Source organism: Pantoea sp. CFSAN033090 (assembly GCF_001264395.1).
In the GTDB taxonomy this organism is placed as follows: Bacteria; Pseudomonadota; Gammaproteobacteria; order Enterobacterales; family Enterobacteriaceae; genus Pantoea; species Pantoea agglomerans.
Genome location: NZ_LGYX01000007.1, coordinates 445,607 through 461,907, shown reverse-complemented (window position 1 = coordinate 461,907; position 16,301 = coordinate 445,607). Strand labels below are relative to the sequence as shown.

General features: G+C 56.2%; 15 protein-coding genes. 11 read left to right on the top strand and 4 right to left on the bottom strand.

Going from position 1 to position 16,301, the window contains the following annotated elements:
* The first annotated feature begins 73 nt into the window (after positions 1 to 73).
* From AFL22_RS08920 to AFL22_RS08910, 3 genes are all read left to right on the top strand, one after another.
* Positions 74 to 499 carry a CidA/LrgA family protein gene (locus tag AFL22_RS08920; protein WP_010672051.1) on the top strand — a complete coding sequence of 142 codons (426 nt, stop codon included), beginning with the start codon at positions 74 to 76 and terminating at the stop codon, positions 497 to 499.
* Positions 492 to 1,187, top strand: a complete 696-nt coding sequence (locus AFL22_RS08915; protein ID WP_010252149.1) for an LrgB family protein — start codon at positions 492 to 494, stop codon at positions 1,185 to 1,187. The genes AFL22_RS08920 and AFL22_RS08915 overlap by 8 nt, the downstream gene beginning before the upstream one ends.
* Positions 1,188 to 1,323: 136 nt before the next feature.
* Complete coding sequence (locus AFL22_RS08910; RefSeq protein ID WP_010252147.1) at positions 1,324 to 1,869, top strand: YfaZ family outer membrane protein; 546 nt, start codon at positions 1,324 to 1,326, stop codon at positions 1,867 to 1,869.
* Between the two features lie 82 nt (positions 1,870 to 1,951).
* On the opposite strand, the gene AFL22_RS08905 is transcribed toward AFL22_RS08910, so the two are convergent.
* The 3 genes from AFL22_RS08905 to acs all read right to left on the bottom strand — a co-directional run bounded on the left by AFL22_RS08905 (position 1,952) and on the right by acs (position 6,029).
* Complete coding sequence (locus AFL22_RS08905; RefSeq protein ID WP_052271198.1) at positions 1,952 to 3,607, bottom strand: cation acetate symporter; 1,656 nt, start codon at positions 3,605 to 3,607, stop codon at positions 1,952 to 1,954.
* Positions 3,604 to 3,933 (bottom strand): DUF485 domain-containing protein, encoded by a 330-nt coding sequence (locus tag AFL22_RS08900; RefSeq protein WP_010252143.1) that lies wholly within the window; start codon positions 3,931 to 3,933, stop codon positions 3,604 to 3,606. Before AFL22_RS08900 ends, AFL22_RS08905 begins: the two co-directional genes overlap by 4 nt.
* Positions 3,934 to 4,073: 140 nt before the next feature.
* Positions 4,074 to 6,029, bottom strand: a complete 1,956-nt coding sequence (acs, locus tag AFL22_RS08895; protein ID WP_010252142.1) for an acetate--CoA ligase — start codon at positions 6,027 to 6,029, stop codon at positions 4,074 to 4,076.
* A gap of 583 nt (positions 6,030 to 6,612) precedes the next feature.
* Here acs and gltP point away from each other — a divergent pair.
* From gltP to AFL22_RS08865, 6 genes are all read left to right on the top strand, one after another.
* Positions 6,613 to 7,914 carry a glutamate/aspartate:proton symporter GltP gene (gltP, locus tag AFL22_RS08890; protein ID WP_010252141.1) on the top strand — a complete coding sequence of 434 codons (1,302 nt, stop codon included), beginning with the start codon at positions 6,613 to 6,615 and terminating at the stop codon, positions 7,912 to 7,914.
* Positions 7,915 to 8,133: 219 nt separating this feature from the next.
* Complete coding sequence (locus tag AFL22_RS08885; RefSeq protein WP_010252139.1) at positions 8,134 to 8,409, top strand: type II toxin-antitoxin system RelE/ParE family toxin; 276 nt, start codon at positions 8,134 to 8,136, stop codon at positions 8,407 to 8,409.
* Between the two features lie 119 nt (positions 8,410 to 8,528).
* Entirely contained in the window at positions 8,529 to 8,903 is a 375-nt protein-coding gene (locus AFL22_RS08880; RefSeq protein WP_033780420.1) for a helix-turn-helix transcriptional regulator, read from the top strand.
* Positions 8,904 to 9,358: 455 nt separating this feature from the next.
* Positions 9,359 to 10,270 carry an N-acetylmuramic acid 6-phosphate etherase gene (gene murQ / locus AFL22_RS08875; protein WP_052271197.1) on the top strand — a complete coding sequence of 304 codons (912 nt, stop codon included), beginning with the start codon at positions 9,359 to 9,361 and terminating at the stop codon, positions 10,268 to 10,270.
* Positions 10,270 to 11,724 carry a PTS N-acetylmuramic acid transporter subunit IIBC gene (gene murP / locus AFL22_RS08870; RefSeq protein ID WP_052271196.1) on the top strand — a complete coding sequence of 485 codons (1,455 nt, stop codon included), beginning with the start codon at positions 10,270 to 10,272 and terminating at the stop codon, positions 11,722 to 11,724. Before murQ ends, murP begins: the two co-directional genes overlap by 1 nt.
* Before the next feature lie 228 nt (positions 11,725 to 11,952).
* Positions 11,953 to 13,497: a PAS domain-containing methyl-accepting chemotaxis protein gene (locus AFL22_RS08865; protein WP_010252127.1), complete on the top strand. Its 1,545-nt coding sequence runs from the start codon at positions 11,953 to 11,955 to the stop codon at positions 13,495 to 13,497.
* Between the two features lie 22 nt (positions 13,498 to 13,519).
* Here the strand turns inward: AFL22_RS08865 and AFL22_RS08860 are convergent, their stop codons facing one another.
* Positions 13,520 to 14,485 carry an AraC family transcriptional regulator gene (locus tag AFL22_RS08860; protein ID WP_010252125.1) on the bottom strand — a complete coding sequence of 322 codons (966 nt, stop codon included), beginning with the start codon at positions 14,483 to 14,485 and terminating at the stop codon, positions 13,520 to 13,522.
* Between the two features lie 104 nt (positions 14,486 to 14,589).
* Here AFL22_RS08860 and AFL22_RS08855 point away from each other — a divergent pair, with 104 nt between their 5' ends.
* Positions 14,590 to 15,777 (top strand): MFS transporter, encoded by a 1,188-nt coding sequence (locus tag AFL22_RS08855; protein ID WP_010252123.1) that lies wholly within the window; start codon positions 14,590 to 14,592, stop codon positions 15,775 to 15,777.
* Between the two features lie 212 nt (positions 15,778 to 15,989).
* Complete coding sequence (locus AFL22_RS08850) at positions 15,990 to 16,199, top strand: DUF1471 domain-containing protein (protein WP_009092571.1); 210 nt, start codon at positions 15,990 to 15,992, stop codon at positions 16,197 to 16,199.
* Positions 16,200 to 16,301: the final 102 nt, after the last annotated feature.

Below are 16,301 nucleotides of genomic sequence, written 5' to 3'. Positions count from 1 at the left end.
TTTTAATTCATTTTTTTCACCTTCTGTTGACGATTTATACTGGTGACATCAATTTAATCGGGGAGACAAGGTGATGGCGTTAGCGCTCACTTTACGCAGCAACCGCGCAGTGCAATGGCTCAGCCTGCCGCTCCAGCTGGGTTTCTATATCGGCCTGTTTATCGCCTGCGACCGGCTGGTGAGCTGGCTGCATCTGCCGCTGCCCGCCAATATCGTCGGGATGCTGCTGCTGCTGGCGTTAATCGTGACGCGGATTGTGCCGCTGAACTGGGTGAAAGCCGGGTCACGCTGGCTGCTGGCCGAGATGCTGCTGTTCTTTATTCCGGCGGTGGTAGCGGTGGTGAACTATGGCGATCTGCTGCGGGTTGATGGCTGGCGCATCTGTGTGGTGATTGGCGTCAGTACGCTGCTGGTGCTGGCCTCGACTGCCTGGGTGGTGGACCGGCTTTATCAGTATGAAGTCGCGCGCGCCGCGCGTAAGCAGGATCCGCATGCGTGATTTTCTTCTCAGCCTGCTGTGTGTAGCCGTTACGCTGCTGGTTTATGCGCTGAATAAACGGCTTTATCGCCGCTGGCGGACGCTGCTGCTGATGCCACTGGTGATGACGCCGCTGGTGCTGGTGGCATTGCTGCTGCTGACGCATATCAGCTGGCAGGATTACATCGCCGAAAACCACTGGCTGCTCTGGCTGCTGGGGCCGGCGACGCTGGCGTTTGCGGTGCCGGTCTATGAGAACGTGGAAATTATTAAGCGCCACTGGCTGTCGCTGAGCGCGGGCGTAGTGACCGCGACGCTGGTCGCCGTCTGCAGTTCCGTCTGGCTGGCGCGGCTGTTAACCCTGCCGGAGTCGATTCAGCGCAGCCTGGCCGTGCGCTCTATCACCACGCCGTTTGCGCTGGCTGCGGCGGGTCCGATTGGCGGGCAGCCCGATCTGGTGGCGCTGTTCGTGGTGATTACAGGCGTGTTTGGCATGGCAATCGGCGACGTGCTGTTTCTGCGGCTCGCCATTAAGCAGGGCGTGGCGAAAGGCGCGGGATTCGGTGCGGCGTCACACGGTGCCGGCACGGCACGCGCCTATCAGATTGGCGAGCAGGAGGGCGTGGTCGCCAGCCTGGTGATGATGCTCTCTGGCGTGGTGACCGTGGTGCTGGCCCCGCTGATTGGGCACCTGATGTGGACAATATAGGCTACACTCCGTCGCACAGGGACTGGTCTGCGCTGAGACACGTATTTTTACGTAAAGTTTTCCAGATTTTGTTGTCTCCCCATTTCAGGCTGTTAACCTTGCGGCCGAATTAATTGTCCTTTCACGGAGTGGAATCATGTTTAAGCAACTTGTTGCCGGGAGCGCCCTCGGGCTGGTTTTAATGAGCGGTGCCGCTCAGGCGATTGAAGGCAGTGTTGATGTCAGCGAACATAACACCAACCTGAATGTGGGTCTGGGCACCACAACACCCGGTCTGTTTCTGAAAGGTAACTGGCTGCGTAGCGACCATGACGGCAGCACCTACGGTGCCGGTCTGGGTTACAACGTTGATTTCGGACCGCTGCGTCTGGCGCCGACCGCAAAAGCGATCTTCACCCATCCTGAAGATGGAAAAGATGGATTTGCGGTGGCGCTGGGTGGTGCAGCACACTACAGCTTCAACAGCATGTGGGGCCTGTATGGCGAATATTATTACGCGCCAGAGTCTTTCACCGATCAGCTCGACAGCTATCAGGAAGCCGGTGGCGGCCTGAGCTTCACGCCGGTTTCACTGCTTAACCTGCGTGTGGGTTATCAGTACATCGAACTGAACAACAAAGATGGACGCAAAGATAACGTGCTGGTCGATGGCCCGTACGTGGGTGCATCGCTGCGCTTCTGATTCTGCTGCGCAAAAGAAGAGGGCGACTACTTCGGTAGCCGCCCTTTTTTATTGCCTGCTCGTTATGAACGAAAAGCCACGATCAGTGCGCTTTGCCCTGTTCGATGCCGGTGCCGGTCTGTGAGCGGATAAACTGTGCACGGAAGCGTGAACGTTCTTCTGCGCCCTGCTGCGAATGGTCGGTAATGGAGAAGAGCCAGATGCCCACGAAGGCCACCGCCATGGAGAACAGCGCCGGATACTCATAGGGGAAAATCGCCTTCGCGTTGCCCAGCACCTGTACCCACACCGTCGGGCCGAGGATCATCAGGATAACGGCGGTCAGCAGACCGAGCCAGCCGCCCACCATCGCGCCACGCGTCGTGAGTTTTGACCAGTACATCGACAGCAGGATGATCGGGAAGTTACAGCTGGCCGCAATCGAGAAGGCCAGCCCGACCATAAAGGCGATGTTCTGTTTCTCAAACAGAATACCCAGCGCAATCGCCACCACGCCCAGCGCCAGCACGGTAATTTTTGAAACCCGCAGTTCATCTTTCTCGCTCGCCTGACCTTTACGATACACGCTGGCATAGAGGTCGTGAGACACCGCCGATGCACCCGCCAGGGTTAAGCCTGCGACAACGGCCAGAATCGTGGCGAAGGCAACCGCAGAGATAAAGCCCAGGAAGGTGCTGCCGCCCACGGCGTTCGCCAGATGCACCGCCGCCATATTGGTGCCGCCAATCAGCGCGCCGCTGGCATCTTTAAAGGCCGGATTAGCGCCCACCAGCAGGATGGCACCGAAGCCGATAATAAAGGTCAGGAAGTAGAAGTAACCCATAAAGCCGGTGGCCCAGAAGACGCTTTTACGTGCCTCTTTAGCATCCGCTACGGTGAAGAAGCGCATCAGGATATGCGGTAATCCGGCTGTACCAAACATCAGCCCCAGCCCCAGCGACAGCGCCGAGATAGGATCTTTAACCAGTCCGCCAGGCTGCATAATCGCGATGCCTTTTGGATGGACCGCCATCGCTTCGGTGAACAGCGTATTAAAACTGAAACCGGTCGCCTTCATTACCATGACCGCCATGAAGGTGGCGCCAAACAGCAGCAGCACGGCTTTGATGATCTGCACCCATGTGGTGGCCAGCATGCCGCCAAACAGCACATACATCACCATCAGAATGCCGACCAGGACTACCGCAACATGGTAGTTAAGGCCAAACAGCAGCTGGATCAGTTTACCGGCCCCGACCATCTGCGCGATCAGGTAGAGCGCCACGACCACCAGCGAGCCGCAGGCTGACAGGGTGCGGATCGGCATCTGCTTCAGACGATATGAGGCGACATCGGCAAACGTGTAGCGACCCAGGTTACGCAGTCGCTCAGCGATTAAAAACAGAATCATCGGCCAGCCGACCAGGAAGCCGAGCGAGTAGATCAGCCCGTCATAACCGGAGGTGTAAACCAGCGCCGAAATGCCCAGGAACGAGGCGGCCGACATGAAGTCACCCGCCATCGCCAGGCCATTCTGGAAGCCAGTGATATTGCCGCCCGCGGTGTAGTAGTCTTTACGTGATCGGGTGCGCTTTGAGGCCCAGTAAGTAATTCCCAGCGTGGCCCCGACGAAAATCGTAAACATGATAATCGCCTGGTAGTTGGTCGCCTGGCGCTGCACGGCACCGGTTATCGCATCGGCAGCCAGCGCTGAAAACGGCAGCATTAAGGCCAGCAGCCATAAGGTGAGACGAGTCATGATTTCACCTCGCTGAGGATCGCTTTCGTTAAACGGTCAAACTCACCGTTGGCACGCCAGACATAGACGCCGGTCAGCACAAACGACATCACAATCAGCCCGACCCCAATCGGGATACCGCGCGTGACGTTGGTGCCGGCATGCAGCGGGGTACCGAGCCAGCCGGGTGCAAACGCGATCAGCAGGATAAAGCCGACATAGAGCACCAGCATGATCAGCGACAGCAGCGTCGCGAACGCCTGGCGCTTACGGACTAATTCATGAAAAAGGGGATTACGCTCAATCTGTTGATTGATGGCATCCTGATTCGAAAGGGCGTCATTCATCACATTTTCTCCAGAGGGCTTGCAGGCGAGAACCTCGCGACAGGGCGCGGATTCAGCTGGTTATAATATTTGTGACTACCGAAACAGACTGCGTAGGGCGGGTGTGGCGGGAAGCGATCTTCCCGCCGGACAGCGTGCGCTTAAGGCATTTTGATCGACTGTTTCTCCTCAAGCAGTTTTTCTACTACGCCAGGATCGGCGAGCGTAGAAGTATCACCAAGATTACTGGTATCCCCGGTGGCAATTTTGCGCAGAATACGCCGCATGATTTTGCCGGAGCGGGTTTTCGGCAGTGAGTCGGTCCAGTGCAGTACATCCGGTGTGGCTATCGGGCCAATCTCTTTACGGACCCACTGGCGCACTTCGGTGTACAACTCCGGCGACGGCTCTTCGCCATGATTCAGCGTGATATAGGCATAAATCGCCTGGCCTTTGATGCTGTGCGGAATCCCCACTACCGCCGCTTCGGCAATTTTAGGGTGCGAGACCAGCGCCGATTCAATTTCGGCGGTGCCGAGTCGATGACCGGAAACATTGAGTACGTCATCGACGCGTCCGGTGATCCAGTAGTAGCCATCTTCATCACGACGGGCACCATCACCACTGAAGTAGACATTTTTAAAGGTAGAGAAGTAAGTCTGCTCGAAACGGTCGTGATCGCCATAGAGGGTACGCGCCTGACCCGGCCATGACTCGGTGATCACCAGATTGCCTTCACAGGCGCCTTCCTGTGGCTGACCTTCGTTATCCACCAGCGCGGGCTGCACGCCAAAGAACGGTCGGGTGGCGGAACCCGCTTTCAGCTCGGTCGCACCCGGCAGCGGCGTGATCATGAAGCCGCCGGTTTCGGTCTGCCACCAGGTATCAACAATCGGGCAGCGGCTGTTGCCGATTTTCTTGTAGTACCACTCCCAGGCTTCCGGGTTAATTGGCTCACCGACCGATCCCATAATGCGCAGGCTGCTGCGGTCGGTGCCGGCAATCGCCTTATCACCTTCCGCCATCAGCGCACGGATGGCAGTGGGCGCGGTGTAGAGCAGCGTGACTTTATGTTTATCGACCACTTCCGCCATACGGCTCGGCGTTGGCCAGTTCGGCACCCCTTCAAACATCAGTGTGGTGGCGCCACAGGCCAGCGGGCCATAAACCAGATAGCTGTGGCCCGTCACCCAGCCAACATCAGCGGTGCACCAGTAGATATCATCCTGATGGTAATCAAAGACGAACTTAAAAGTGGTCGCGGCATAGACCAGATACCCGCCGGTGGAGTGCAACACGCCTTTGGGTTTGCCGGTTGAACCGGAGGTATAAAGGATAAACAGCGGATCTTCCGCGCCGACTTCTGCGGCAGCGTGGTTGGTGCTCGCGTTCAGCATCAGGTCGTGCCACCACTGATCGCGGCCTTCAACCCAGCCCACATCTTTACCAGTGCGCTGGAACACCACCACGTTTTTCACGCTGGTGACATTAGGATTTTTTAACGCGTCATCGACATTTTTCTTCAGCGGAATGCTGCGACCGGCGCGGATCCCTTCATCGGCCGTGATTACCAGCGAGGCGCTGGAATCGACGATGCGGCCCGCGACCGCCTCCGGTGAGAAACCGCCAAAGATCACCGAGTGAACGGCACCGATACGCGCACAGGCCAGCATCGCTACTGCGGCTTCCGGCACCATCGGCATATAGATCGCCACCACGTCGCCTTTTTTCACTTCCAGCAGTTCCAGCACGTTGGCGAAGCGACAGACTTCGGCATGCAGCTGGCGGAAAGTCAGGGTTTTGCTTTCGCTGGCGTCGTCGCCCTCCCAGATAATCGCCGGGTGATCGCCGCGTGTGGCTAAATGACGGTCAAGGCAGTTTGCCGCCAGGTTGAGCGTGCCATCTTCGTACCAGCGAATGTTAATGTTACCTGGTGCAAACGAGCAGTTTTTCACTTTGCTGTAAGGCTTGATCCAGTCAAGGATTTTGCCCTGTTCGCCCCAGAAACTGTCTGGATCGTCGACAGATTGCTGATACATCGCCTGATACTGTTCTGCAGTAATCAGGGTGTTTGCTGCAATATTCTCTGGAACGGGATGTTTGTGTATTTGGCTCATGGCGGATCTCCTTGAAGATGTTAATGATATGTCAATCAATGGTTAATTAAAGCCTGTGCCAAAGCTTTGTTTCTTTTTTGCGCCACAGATCACGTGATACACATCCCCCAAGAAGCGTTAAGCCATTCTGATCTATCAGGTTAACGCTCTGGCGGCGCTGGAGAAGTCAGGCATCGCTTTTACGCTTTCATCCTGAATAAAAAGCGAGCAAACGCGCCGGATCAGTTTTTAATCGTTTCTGCATAGCTATGCGTAAATTCATCGAAGTAATACTTTTCATAACAGCAGGTTAGGGTTTTTCAGCTCCAGCAGCACTTTATGCTGCTTAGATGGTGAACTTTTAATCGGATCCGCCAGGGGTTGCATTTACCACAGTGAAAATGGTACTTATCTCGCCCCTGTTCTGCAGGTATCAACTCAGACCGCGTCTGAAAATGGGTATGGGAATCATCAGATTTTCATACGAGGCGCTGTTTCAAGACACCCTCTAATTTACCGGGCTTTTTGCTCACTCCCTGTGTGTATTGTCTTCTGCACCTTCGCAGTAGAGAGAAACGGGTTTTGACTGAGGAAATTACACGTTATGAAAGGTTTTAAAATCAGCCTGGCCTGGCAGATTCTGACAGCCCTGGTGCTTGGCATCGTTGTGGGTGCTGTGTTGCATAATCAGCCAGACAATCGTGAATGGTTAGTCACCAACATTCTCAGCCCGGCAGGCGATATCTTTATTCATCTTATCAAGATGATTGTGGTACCGATTGTGATTTCATCCCTGATTGTCGGCATCGCTGGCGTGGGTGATGCAAAGAAGCTGGGACGCATCGGCGTCAAAACGATTCTCTACTTTGAAGTGATCACCACCATTGCCATTGTGGTCGGTATTACGCTGGCCAACGTATTTCAACCCGGCACCGGCATTGATATGTCAACGCTGGCAACGGTGGACATCTCTAAATATGAAGCGACAACGGCAGAGGTACAGGGCGGTCCGCACAGTCTGGTGACCACCATTCTGTCGCTGATCCCGCAGAATATTTTCGCCTCAATGGCGAAGGGCGACATGCTGCCGATTATCTTTTTCTCGGTGCTGTTTGGCTTAGGCCTGTCGTCACTGCCGTCAGAACAGCGCGATCCGCTGGTGAACCTGTTCCGTGGCATTTCTGAAGCGATGTTTAAAGTGACGCACATGATCATGCGCTATGCCCCGGTGGGTGTGTTTGCGCTGATTGCGGTGACGATTGCTAACTTCGGCTTTGCCTCGCTCTGGCCACTGGCTAAGCTGGTGCTGCTGGTTTACGCGGCAATTCTGTTCTTCGCCTTTGTGGTGCTGGGCGGAGTGGCGCGCTTCTGTAAGCTGCGGATTACCACGCTGATGCGTATCCTGAAGGATGAGCTGATTCTCTCTTACTCCACTTCCAGTTCGGAAACGGTGCTGCCGCGCATTATGGAGAAGATGGAAGCCTACGGTGCGCCGAAAGCGATCACCAGCTTCGTGGTGCCGACCGGTTACTCGTTTAATCTGGATGGTTCAACGCTTTATCAGAGTATCGCGGCGATCTTTATTGCGCAGCTGTATGGCATTGACCTGTCGCTGACCGACGAGATTGTGCTGGTAATAACGCTGATGGTGACCTCGAAAGGTATCGCTGGCGTGCCAGGCGTCTCCTTCGTGGTGCTGCTGGCCACGCTGGGCAGCGTCGGCATTCCTCTGGAAGGTCTGGCGTTTATCGCCGGTGTTGATCGCATCATGGATATGGCGCGTACCGCGCTGAACGTGGTCGGTAATGCGCTGGCGGTGCTGGTGATTGCCCGCTGGGAAAACCAGTTCGACGTCGAAAAGGCGAAAGAGTATGAGCTGGAGCTGCGGACACAGACCGCAAGCTGAACACGGCATTAACGTAAGAATGGGCTCAACGAAAGTTGGGCCTTTTTTTTTATGAGATTTTTCATGGCAGATATACAGGTTGACTGAAAATTAAAAGGTTATAATTTTATAACTAAAAACCATGTTTATACGACAGGGATATTGTGATTATGATTGATTATAGTTATATTTCGTTGCGGTAAGTTGACTGTCTTCTTTGACAACATGGAGTGTTGACGGATGCCAGAAATTAACTGGACGAAAAAGGCATTGAAACAGCTTTATGGGCTGCCTCAGAAAGAGGGCAACGCTATTGAAGATGCTGTAGAGGCGCTGGCTAAATGGCCGGATATTCCCCATCTGAAAGTCGAAAAGCTGACTGATGATAAACAGAAGCGAATGAAGCTGGTAGTAGGTCACTACCGCGTACTCTGGAAGATAGAGAAAGGTCAGCCAGTAGTGATAGATATACTTGAAGTCGTAAGAAGAACATCGACCACGTACAAAAAGCGCTAGCAGTGTGGCAGGAGCAATGTGCGTCATCAATAAGTTCTGTGCAGCCGGGTTTAGCGTTCCGCAGCACAGGCAGACGATCAGACAGTGTTGCCTGCCGTACCAGTAAGGAGTGATTACCCATGAATGCTATACAGTTTCTGACGGACGAGCGCGGGAACCGCACTGGTGCTGTCATCCCTATAGAGCTGTTTAATAAGCTCATGGCTGAACGTCATTTAGATGATGTGTTTGAGTCTGTCCCTTATGAAGTGGGTCCAGACGATGATGAAACGATTCCTCACGATGTAATGAAAATCAGCCGACGGCAATCTGTTCCTTTGCATGTTGCCTGGCGTTTGCATCGTCACCTGTCACAGGAAGAGGTGGCGAATAAACTTGGCATCACGCAGGCTGGCGTGTCGAAGTTAGAGTCGAGAAAAAAACCTCAAAAACAAACGCTTGAGAAGCTGGCTGCTTTATATGGCTGCAGAACGTCACAACTTTATATTGATTAAATGGATGCGCGTTTAACCTGCGATTGGTGGGTTTTAATTGTCTTTTGGATGAGTGACATAGGATGGGAGGCGAGGTCTTTGCAGGGAAAACAGTGCTCCGTTCAGTCGGATACCAGCAGTGACTGCGTAAAGTCGTCGAAAACCCATCCCTGGGGCCTCGGCCGCCGGTTCACTCACCTCATGGATGAGGTGCGTAATCGCGTGGGCCGAGCGTCATGGATGACGAATGCGTCTTTACGATCAGGTGAACCTTTTCTGACCTGTACCGGTCTCCCAGCGATTCCACTCACATGCACCGCACCCAGGTCGTAATGCTTATACTCATCACTCACCCAACCTGATCCCCGGCAACATGACTCACCCCACATCCATCGAAAAAAGATCTCACCCAATGAATTAATCATTCGTTATGATAGTTAGTAATTTGAATAATTTATTCCTTTGCGGAGCCCGCCATGAAACTCGACCTCAGCCAGATGATCACCGAAGGCCGCAACCCGGCCAGCCAGAATATTGACGAACTCTCCACCGAAGCGATGCTTCGCGTCATCAATGATGAAGATAAAAAGGTGGCGCTGGCGGTTGAGGCCATCGTGCCGCAGATTGCCGCCGCCGTTGACGCCATCTGCGCCGCATTCCAGGCCGGTGGACGACTGATCTATTGCGGCGCAGGCACCTCCGGTCGGCTGGGCATACTGGATGCCAGCGAATGCCCACCTACCTTTGGCACACCCCGCGAGCAGGTGGTCGGCCTGATTGCAGGAGGTCATACCGCCATACTCCAGGCGGTAGAAAACGCGGAAGACAACCGGGAGCAGGGCGCGCAGGATCTGAAAGATATCCACTTCAGCCGCCACGATGTGCTGGTTGGCATCGCCGCCAGCGGTCGCACACCCTACGTACTGGGCGCGCTGGCATACGCGAACGAACTTGGCGCAACCACTGTATCGCTCACCTGTAATCCAGGCAGCGCCATGTCGCAGGTTGCCGCGATTGCGCTCACGCCGGTGGTCGGCCCCGAAGTGGTCACCGGGTCTTCCCGTATGAAAGCGGGCACGGCACAAAAACTGGTGCTCAACATGCTCACTACCGGGTCGATGATCCGCAGCGGAAAAGTGTACGGCAACCTGATGGTCGATGTGGAAGCCACCAATCAGAAACTGGTACAGCGTCAGGTTAACATCGTCATGCAGGCCACTGACTGTGATGAGGCGACGGCTAGCGCCGCGCTCACCGCCTGTGGCGGACACTGCAAAACCGCCATTCTGATGGTGCTGGCTGACCTGGCTGCCGATGAGGCGAAAGCGCTGCTCAGTCAGCATCAGGGCTTTATCCGTCAGGCTTTACAGGCAGCGGGAGCACGCTAATGGCCAGAATCACCGAGGCACTGTTGCGCGACATCCTGCATGCGGTCGGTGGCGCGCAAAATATCGCGGCCTGTGGTCACTGCATGACGCGGCTCCGCCTGACGCTCAATCAGCCGGGAGAGAGTAATCTGGCACGGTTAAAAAGCCTGCCGGGTGTCTTAGGCGTTATCGACAGCGAGGCACAGTTGCAGATTGTGCTGGGGCCTGGCAAGGCGCAAACCGCCGCCGAGGGGATGCAGAATCTGCTGGCTCAGGGTGATACCGCGCTGGCACCGCAGGGCGAAACAGCGGAACTTCGCGTGCTGGCGCAGCAGCAGAAGCAGCAGCTAAAGGCGAAACAGACCAGCGGCGTGCATCAGTTCCTGTCGCGCTTCGCCACCATCTTCACTCCGCTGATTCCGGGCTTTATCGGCGCGGGACTTTTGCTGGGATTTGCCACGCTGATTGAACAGAGTCTCCACCTCAACGCACCCGGTGACCACGCGCCCTGGCTGCTGCATACCGTGGCGTATATGAAAGTCTTCGGTAAAGGGCTGTTCACCTTTCTCAGCATCCTGATTGGCTACAACGCGCAAAAAGCGTTTGGCGGCAGCGGCGTCAATGGCGCAATCATCGCCTCGCTGTTTGTGCTCGGCTATGTGCCCACGGCCACCACCGGCTACTACAGCGGCATGGAAAACTTCTTTGGCCTGACAATCGACCCGCGCGGCAACATTATTGGCGTGCTGATGGCGGCGATTATCGGGGCCTGGATTGAAAAACAGCTGCGCAAAATCATTCCCGACAATCTCGATATGATCCTCACCTCGCTGTTTACGCTGTTGATCACCGGCACCATCACTTATCTGTTGATCATGCCGCTGGGCGGCGAACTGTTTAAAGGGATGTCGTGGCTGTTTATCCATCTCAATAACAATCCCTTTGGCTGTGCGCTGCTGGCCGGGCTGTTCCTGATCGCGGTGATGTTCGGCATCCATCAGGGCTTTATTCCGGTCTACTTTGCGCTGATGGAAACCCAGGGTTTTAACTCGCTCTTCCCGATTCTGGCGATGGCGGGAGCAGGCCAGGTCGGCGCATCACTGGCATTGTGGTGCAAAGCAGAAAAAGGGGCGCTGCTGCGGGCGCAGATCAAAGGCGCTATCGTGCCGGGGCTGCTTGGCGTCGGTGAACCACTGATCTACGGCGTCACCTTGCCGCGCCTCAAGCCCTTTATCACCGCCTGTGGCGGCGGTGCGCTGGGCGGGTTCTTTATCGGGCTGGTGGCGTGGCTGGGTTTACCGGTCGGGATGAACACGGTATTCGGACCCTCCGGCCTGGTCACGCTGCCACTGATGACCTCCAGCCAGGGGATCTTCGCTGGCATGGCGGTCTATCTGGCCGGGCTGATGGTGGCCTGGATCGGCGGATTCCTGCTCACCTGGTGGTTTGGCACCCGTAATGTCGACCTCAGCTGACCCGCTGCCGGAATTCTCCAGTCCGGCTAACGGATGGATAATCAACCAAAAATGTGAAAGCCGCTACAAAGCGGCTTTATTATTGCCACTAATTTAACTTAAACGCTAAAGAGTAGGCAGAAGCATGCCGAAAATATAAAAAAAGGTAATCGTTATCTCTCAGCCCACAGTTTTCATGCCGACACTCAGACCGTCGCGTGCAGGACGTCGGGTCTCCAAGGACTTTTGATGCGTAACAACCAGCCTGTCTCTCAGCGTGAATATCTGTTCGACGATAATGCGACACTGATGTCGACCACCGATCTTAACAGCCACATCACCTACGCTAACGACGCGTTTATCGAGGCGAGCGGCTTCACCGCCGATGAGATCAACGGCCAGCCGCATAACATGGTGCGTCATCCCGATATGCCATCAGAAGCGTTTGCCGACATGTGGGCGACGCTGAAACAGGGTGAACCCTGGACGGCACTGGTCAAGAACCGCCGTAAAAATGGCGATCACTACTGGGTACGGGCCAACGCCATTCCGGTAGTACGCGACGGTAAAGTGCAGGGCTACATGTCGGTGCGCACCAAACCCACGGCAGAGGAAGTGCGTCAGACTGAGGTGCTCTATCAGGATTTTCGTGAAGGCCGCGCCAGAGGGCGACGTTTTCACAAAGGCCTGCTGGTTCGCAGCGGCTGGCGTCGTCCCGCCTCAATCCTGAAGACGCTGCCCCTTCGCTGGCGGATCCGAACAACGCTGCTGACGTTACTGCCCCTCTCGGTGGCAGGCGTCTGGGCGCTGGGCATGACGCCCGCGGCACTGGCAGGCTTTACCGCGGGAATGGCTGCGCTGCTTCTGCTCTGCAGCCTGTGGCTGGAGCAGCAGATTTCACGCCCTATCGAGCGGATGTGCAAACAGGCGCTGAGCGTGGCAACCGGTGCCAGCCATAAAGTGGAGCAGATGGACCGCGTTGATGAGGTGGGTGTGACGCTGCGCGCCATCGGTCAGCTCGGATTGATGTTCCGCTGGCTGGTGGATGATGTCAGCGGCCAGGCGATCAACGTGCTGAGCGCCAGCGACGCCATCGCCCGCAGCAACAACGAACTCAGCCGCCGTACCGAACAGGCGGCTGCCAACGTGCAGCAGACTGCGGCCACCATGAACGAAATGACCGCCACGGTGAAGAGCAACACTGAAACCGCGCATGAGGCGAATACCCTCTCAGCCGGCACCAGCCACGCTGCCAGCAAAGGCGGCGAGGTGATGACCGAAATGATGGGCATGATGGGCGAAATTGCTGACAGTTCAAAGCGGATTGCCAATATTACCAGCGTTATCGACGGGATTGCGTTCCAGACCAATATCCTGGCACTGAACGCCGCCGTGGAAGCGGCGCGGGCCGGTGAGCAGGGCAAAGGCTTTGCGGTGGTCGCCGGAGAAGTGCGCAGCCTGGCGCAGCGCAGCGCCAAAGCCGCGAGCGAAATCAAAATGCTGGTTGAAACCAGCGCCAGCCGGGTCAACTCGGGCAATGAGCACGCCAGCGCGGCAGGCCGCACGATGCAGGATATCGTGTCGCAGGTGCAGAATGTCACCGCACTGATCGCCCAGATCAGCGCCGCCACGGCCGAACAGGCGACCGCGCTCAGCGAAGTCAGTTCAGCGGTGGAAGATCTTGATGATATCACCCACCAGAATGCCGCCCGCGTGACAGAAAGCGCCGAGGCTTCAGGTCGTATGACTCATCAGGCTAACCGTCTGGTCGAAGCGATCAGCGTCTTTCGTTAAGAGAAGAGATTAAGCGGCCCGGTTAAGAGGCCAGCGCCTGCGTGCCGTCGCGTCCGGCACGCAGTGCGCCTGGTGACTGACCGACAATCCGTTTAAAGGCGCGACTGAATGCCGCAATCGAGCCGTAGCCGAGATGATAAGCCACGGCTTCCACCGCTTCACCGTTGTTCACAATCCGCTGCACCGCCAGCCGCATCCGCAACTCCGTCAGATAGCGCAGCGGCGTCATGCCGGTGGCATTGAGAAACCGTCCGGCAAACACTGAGCGCGAACAGCCTGCCACGCTGGCCAGCCGCGCCACCGTCCAGTTTTCGCCCGGCTCCCGATGCATCGCAGCAATCGCCTGGCTCAGACGTGGATCGCGCATTGCCTGCACCAGCCCACTGCGCTCGCCGCAGCCGTTCTCTACCCAGCCGCGCACAATCAGCGCGGCAACCACGTCTGCCAGACGCGACAGAATCCCGGCGAATCCCGCCTGGCGGGTGAGCGACTCCCGCTCCATCGCCGCCAGAATCGGCTGAATCTCCGGGTATTGCGACAGCAGAGTACTCACCAGCATCACATCGGGCATGGTATTGATCAGCGGCTGCATGCCGCCGAGCTCAAACGCCATGCAGGCGCTGAACAACAGCACACTGTGCTCGTCATCACAGGCATCTTCCGGTGCTGCAATGGCGCAGACGCTGTCGCAGAGCGGCTTGCTCGCCATGTTCTTAATACACTGGCAGCTCGCCTCCTCACTGGAGATCAGGCTGTGGGGTTTGCCGTGCGGCACCAGCAGCGCATCGCCGCTGTTGAGCTGAAACACCTCGCCGGAGGCGCTGCGCACCATCAGTGAGCCGCGTCCGACAAAGTGGAACTGCGCCCGGCCCGGCGCGTGCTCATAACGCAGCCCGAACGGCGCGCTCACTGCGATACGCTGATAGTTCACGCCATAGAGGCGCATCCCCATCAGCAGCTCGCTGGTCAGATCTCCATAGTGGCTCATGTGATTCCAGACGAATTATCAAAAATGAAGGTGTAAGCATCATAGATCGTCCTGACACGGCGTTCTATGCTCACACTCACTTTTTTATCTTCCGGAGAAGCAGCATGAGTCTGACAACCGAAGTGGCTGATGAGGTTTCCTCGCCGACCCGTCCCGCGTGGGGCGCGGTATTTGCTATGGCATTTGGGGTGTTCAGCCTCATCACCGCCGAATTTTTACCCGTGAGTCTGCTGACGCCGATGGCTCACAGCCTGGGCGTATCCGAAGGCCAGGCGGGACAGACCGTCACCATCACAGCGCTGGTGGCGCTGTTTACCAGTCTGGTCACCGGCAGCGTCACGCGGCGCATCGACCGCCGCATCGTCATGCTGGTGTTTTCGCTGTTGCTGATCGCTTCGGCACTGATGGTGGCGTTTGCGGCTGACCTGACGGTGATCCTGCTGGCGCGGGTGCTGCTGGGTATGGCCATTGGCGGCTTCTGGACACTCTCAACCGCCATCACCATGCGCCTGGTTCCCACCGATCAGGTGCCGCGTGCGCTCTCTATCGTCTTCAGCGGTATCTCGCTGGCGACGATTATCGCTACGCCACTGGGCAGCTATCTCGGCGGACTGGTGGGCTGGCGCAACATCTTTATGCTGACTGCCGGACTGGGTGCGGTGGCGCTGCTGTGGCAGTTCTTTACCCTGCCCGCCATGCCGGCAGAGAACAAAGCCCGCAACGGCGGGGTGCTGGCGCTGCTGCGTATTGGTGTGATGCGCTGGGGAATGCTGGCGGTAATCATGATGTTTACCGGTCACTTTGCCTTCTTTACCTATCTGCGTCCATTTCTGGAAAGCGTTGCGCAGCTCAACCTCAATCAGCTGTCGCTGGTGCTGCTGGCCTTTGGTGTGGCGAACTTTTTTGGCACCTCGCTGGCCGGTTTCCTGGTCACCCGCAGCGTATCACTGACCCTGAGTGGCATGGCGCTGTTGATGAGTGTCACCGCGCTGCTGCTGGTGAGCTTTGGCGATGTCAGCTGGATGGTAGGCGCAGGCGTGGCGATCTGGGGTATGGCGTTTGGTTCGATGCCAACCGGCTGGTCAACCTGGATTTCGCGCGCGGTGCCGGATGATGCGGAGTCGGGCGGCGGTTTACTGGTTGCCACCATCCAGCTGGCGATTACTGTCGGCGCGGCGGCGGGCGGCTGGATGTTTGACCTGCGCGGCGCAGGCGGTGTGTTCGTTGCCAGCGGAGTGCTGATGCTGTTGGCCGCGCTGACCATCTTCACCCGGGTACGGCATCACGGTTAAATTCTCAAGGGCAGCAATATATGCTGCCTTTTTTAATGGGCGTAGATTATTAACCTTTTGAGTGATAACTGTGCGAAATGTGCTTTTTATCATCAATTTTACTGAACGAGTTAAGCAAAACCCTCCGCTTTTTACTGATCAACTTCCGGACTAATATATCTATCAACAAGGCAGCAAGCCTTACCTGATAAAAATTAACCGAGGAATTGACCATGAAATCTATCAAAACTTTTGCAGCTGTTATCGCGCTTTCTGTTCTGCCATTCGCCAGCTTCGCCCAATCTGTGACCGCCATCGACTCTACGCTGGATGGTGCTGAAGCGAAAATCGCTGCGCAGGCTCAGGAAGCTGGTGCTTCATATAAAATCACTGAAGCTTACACCAACAACGGCGTTCACATGACCGCTGAGCTGCTGAAATAAATTAAGTTTTACCCTCTTGTGCTGACAGGACGCCTTTGGGCGTCCTGGCGGCGTTTATCCGCTAATAATCCTGTCCCTTTCCCCCCGAAATAATTATTATTC

Excerpts from the sequence above, each read along its gene's own strand:
- murQ (WP_052271197.1), top strand. The coding sequence starts at position 9,359 with ATGAAACTCGACCTCAGCCAGATGATCACCGAAGGCCGCAACCCGGCC.
- gltP (WP_010252141.1), top strand. The coding sequence starts at position 6,613 with ATGAAAGGTTTTAAAATCAGCCTGGCCTGGCAGATTCTGACAGCCCTG.
- AFL22_RS08915 (WP_010252149.1), top strand. The coding sequence starts at position 492 with ATGCGTGATTTTCTTCTCAGCCTGCTGTGTGTAGCCGTTACGCTGCTG.
- AFL22_RS08920 (WP_010672051.1), top strand. The coding sequence starts at position 74 with ATGGCGTTAGCGCTCACTTTACGCAGCAACCGCGCAGTGCAATGGCTC.
- AFL22_RS08850 (WP_009092571.1), top strand. The coding sequence starts at position 15,990 with ATGAAATCTATCAAAACTTTTGCAGCTGTTATCGCGCTTTCTGTTCTG.
- AFL22_RS08880 (WP_033780420.1), top strand. The coding sequence starts at position 8,529 with ATGAATGCTATACAGTTTCTGACGGACGAGCGCGGGAACCGCACTGGT.
- AFL22_RS08910 (WP_010252147.1), top strand. The coding sequence starts at position 1,324 with ATGTTTAAGCAACTTGTTGCCGGGAGCGCCCTCGGGCTGGTTTTAATG.
- murP (WP_052271196.1), top strand. The coding sequence starts at position 10,270 with ATGGCCAGAATCACCGAGGCACTGTTGCGCGACATCCTGCATGCGGTC.
- acs (WP_010252142.1), bottom strand. The coding sequence starts at position 6,029 with ATGAGCCAAATACACAAACATCCCGTTCCAGAGAATATTGCAGCAAAC.
- AFL22_RS08885 (WP_010252139.1), top strand. The coding sequence starts at position 8,134 with ATGCCAGAAATTAACTGGACGAAAAAGGCATTGAAACAGCTTTATGGG.
- AFL22_RS08860 (WP_010252125.1), bottom strand. The coding sequence starts at position 14,485 with ATGAGCCACTATGGAGATCTGACCAGCGAGCTGCTGATGGGGATGCGC.
- AFL22_RS08865 (WP_010252127.1), top strand. The coding sequence starts at position 11,953 with ATGCGTAACAACCAGCCTGTCTCTCAGCGTGAATATCTGTTCGACGAT.
- AFL22_RS08900 (WP_010252143.1), bottom strand. The coding sequence starts at position 3,933 with ATGAATGACGCCCTTTCGAATCAGGATGCCATCAATCAACAGATTGAG.
- AFL22_RS08855 (WP_010252123.1), top strand. The coding sequence starts at position 14,590 with ATGAGTCTGACAACCGAAGTGGCTGATGAGGTTTCCTCGCCGACCCGT.
- AFL22_RS08905 (WP_052271198.1), bottom strand. The coding sequence starts at position 3,607 with ATGACTCGTCTCACCTTATGGCTGCTGGCCTTAATGCTGCCGTTTTCA.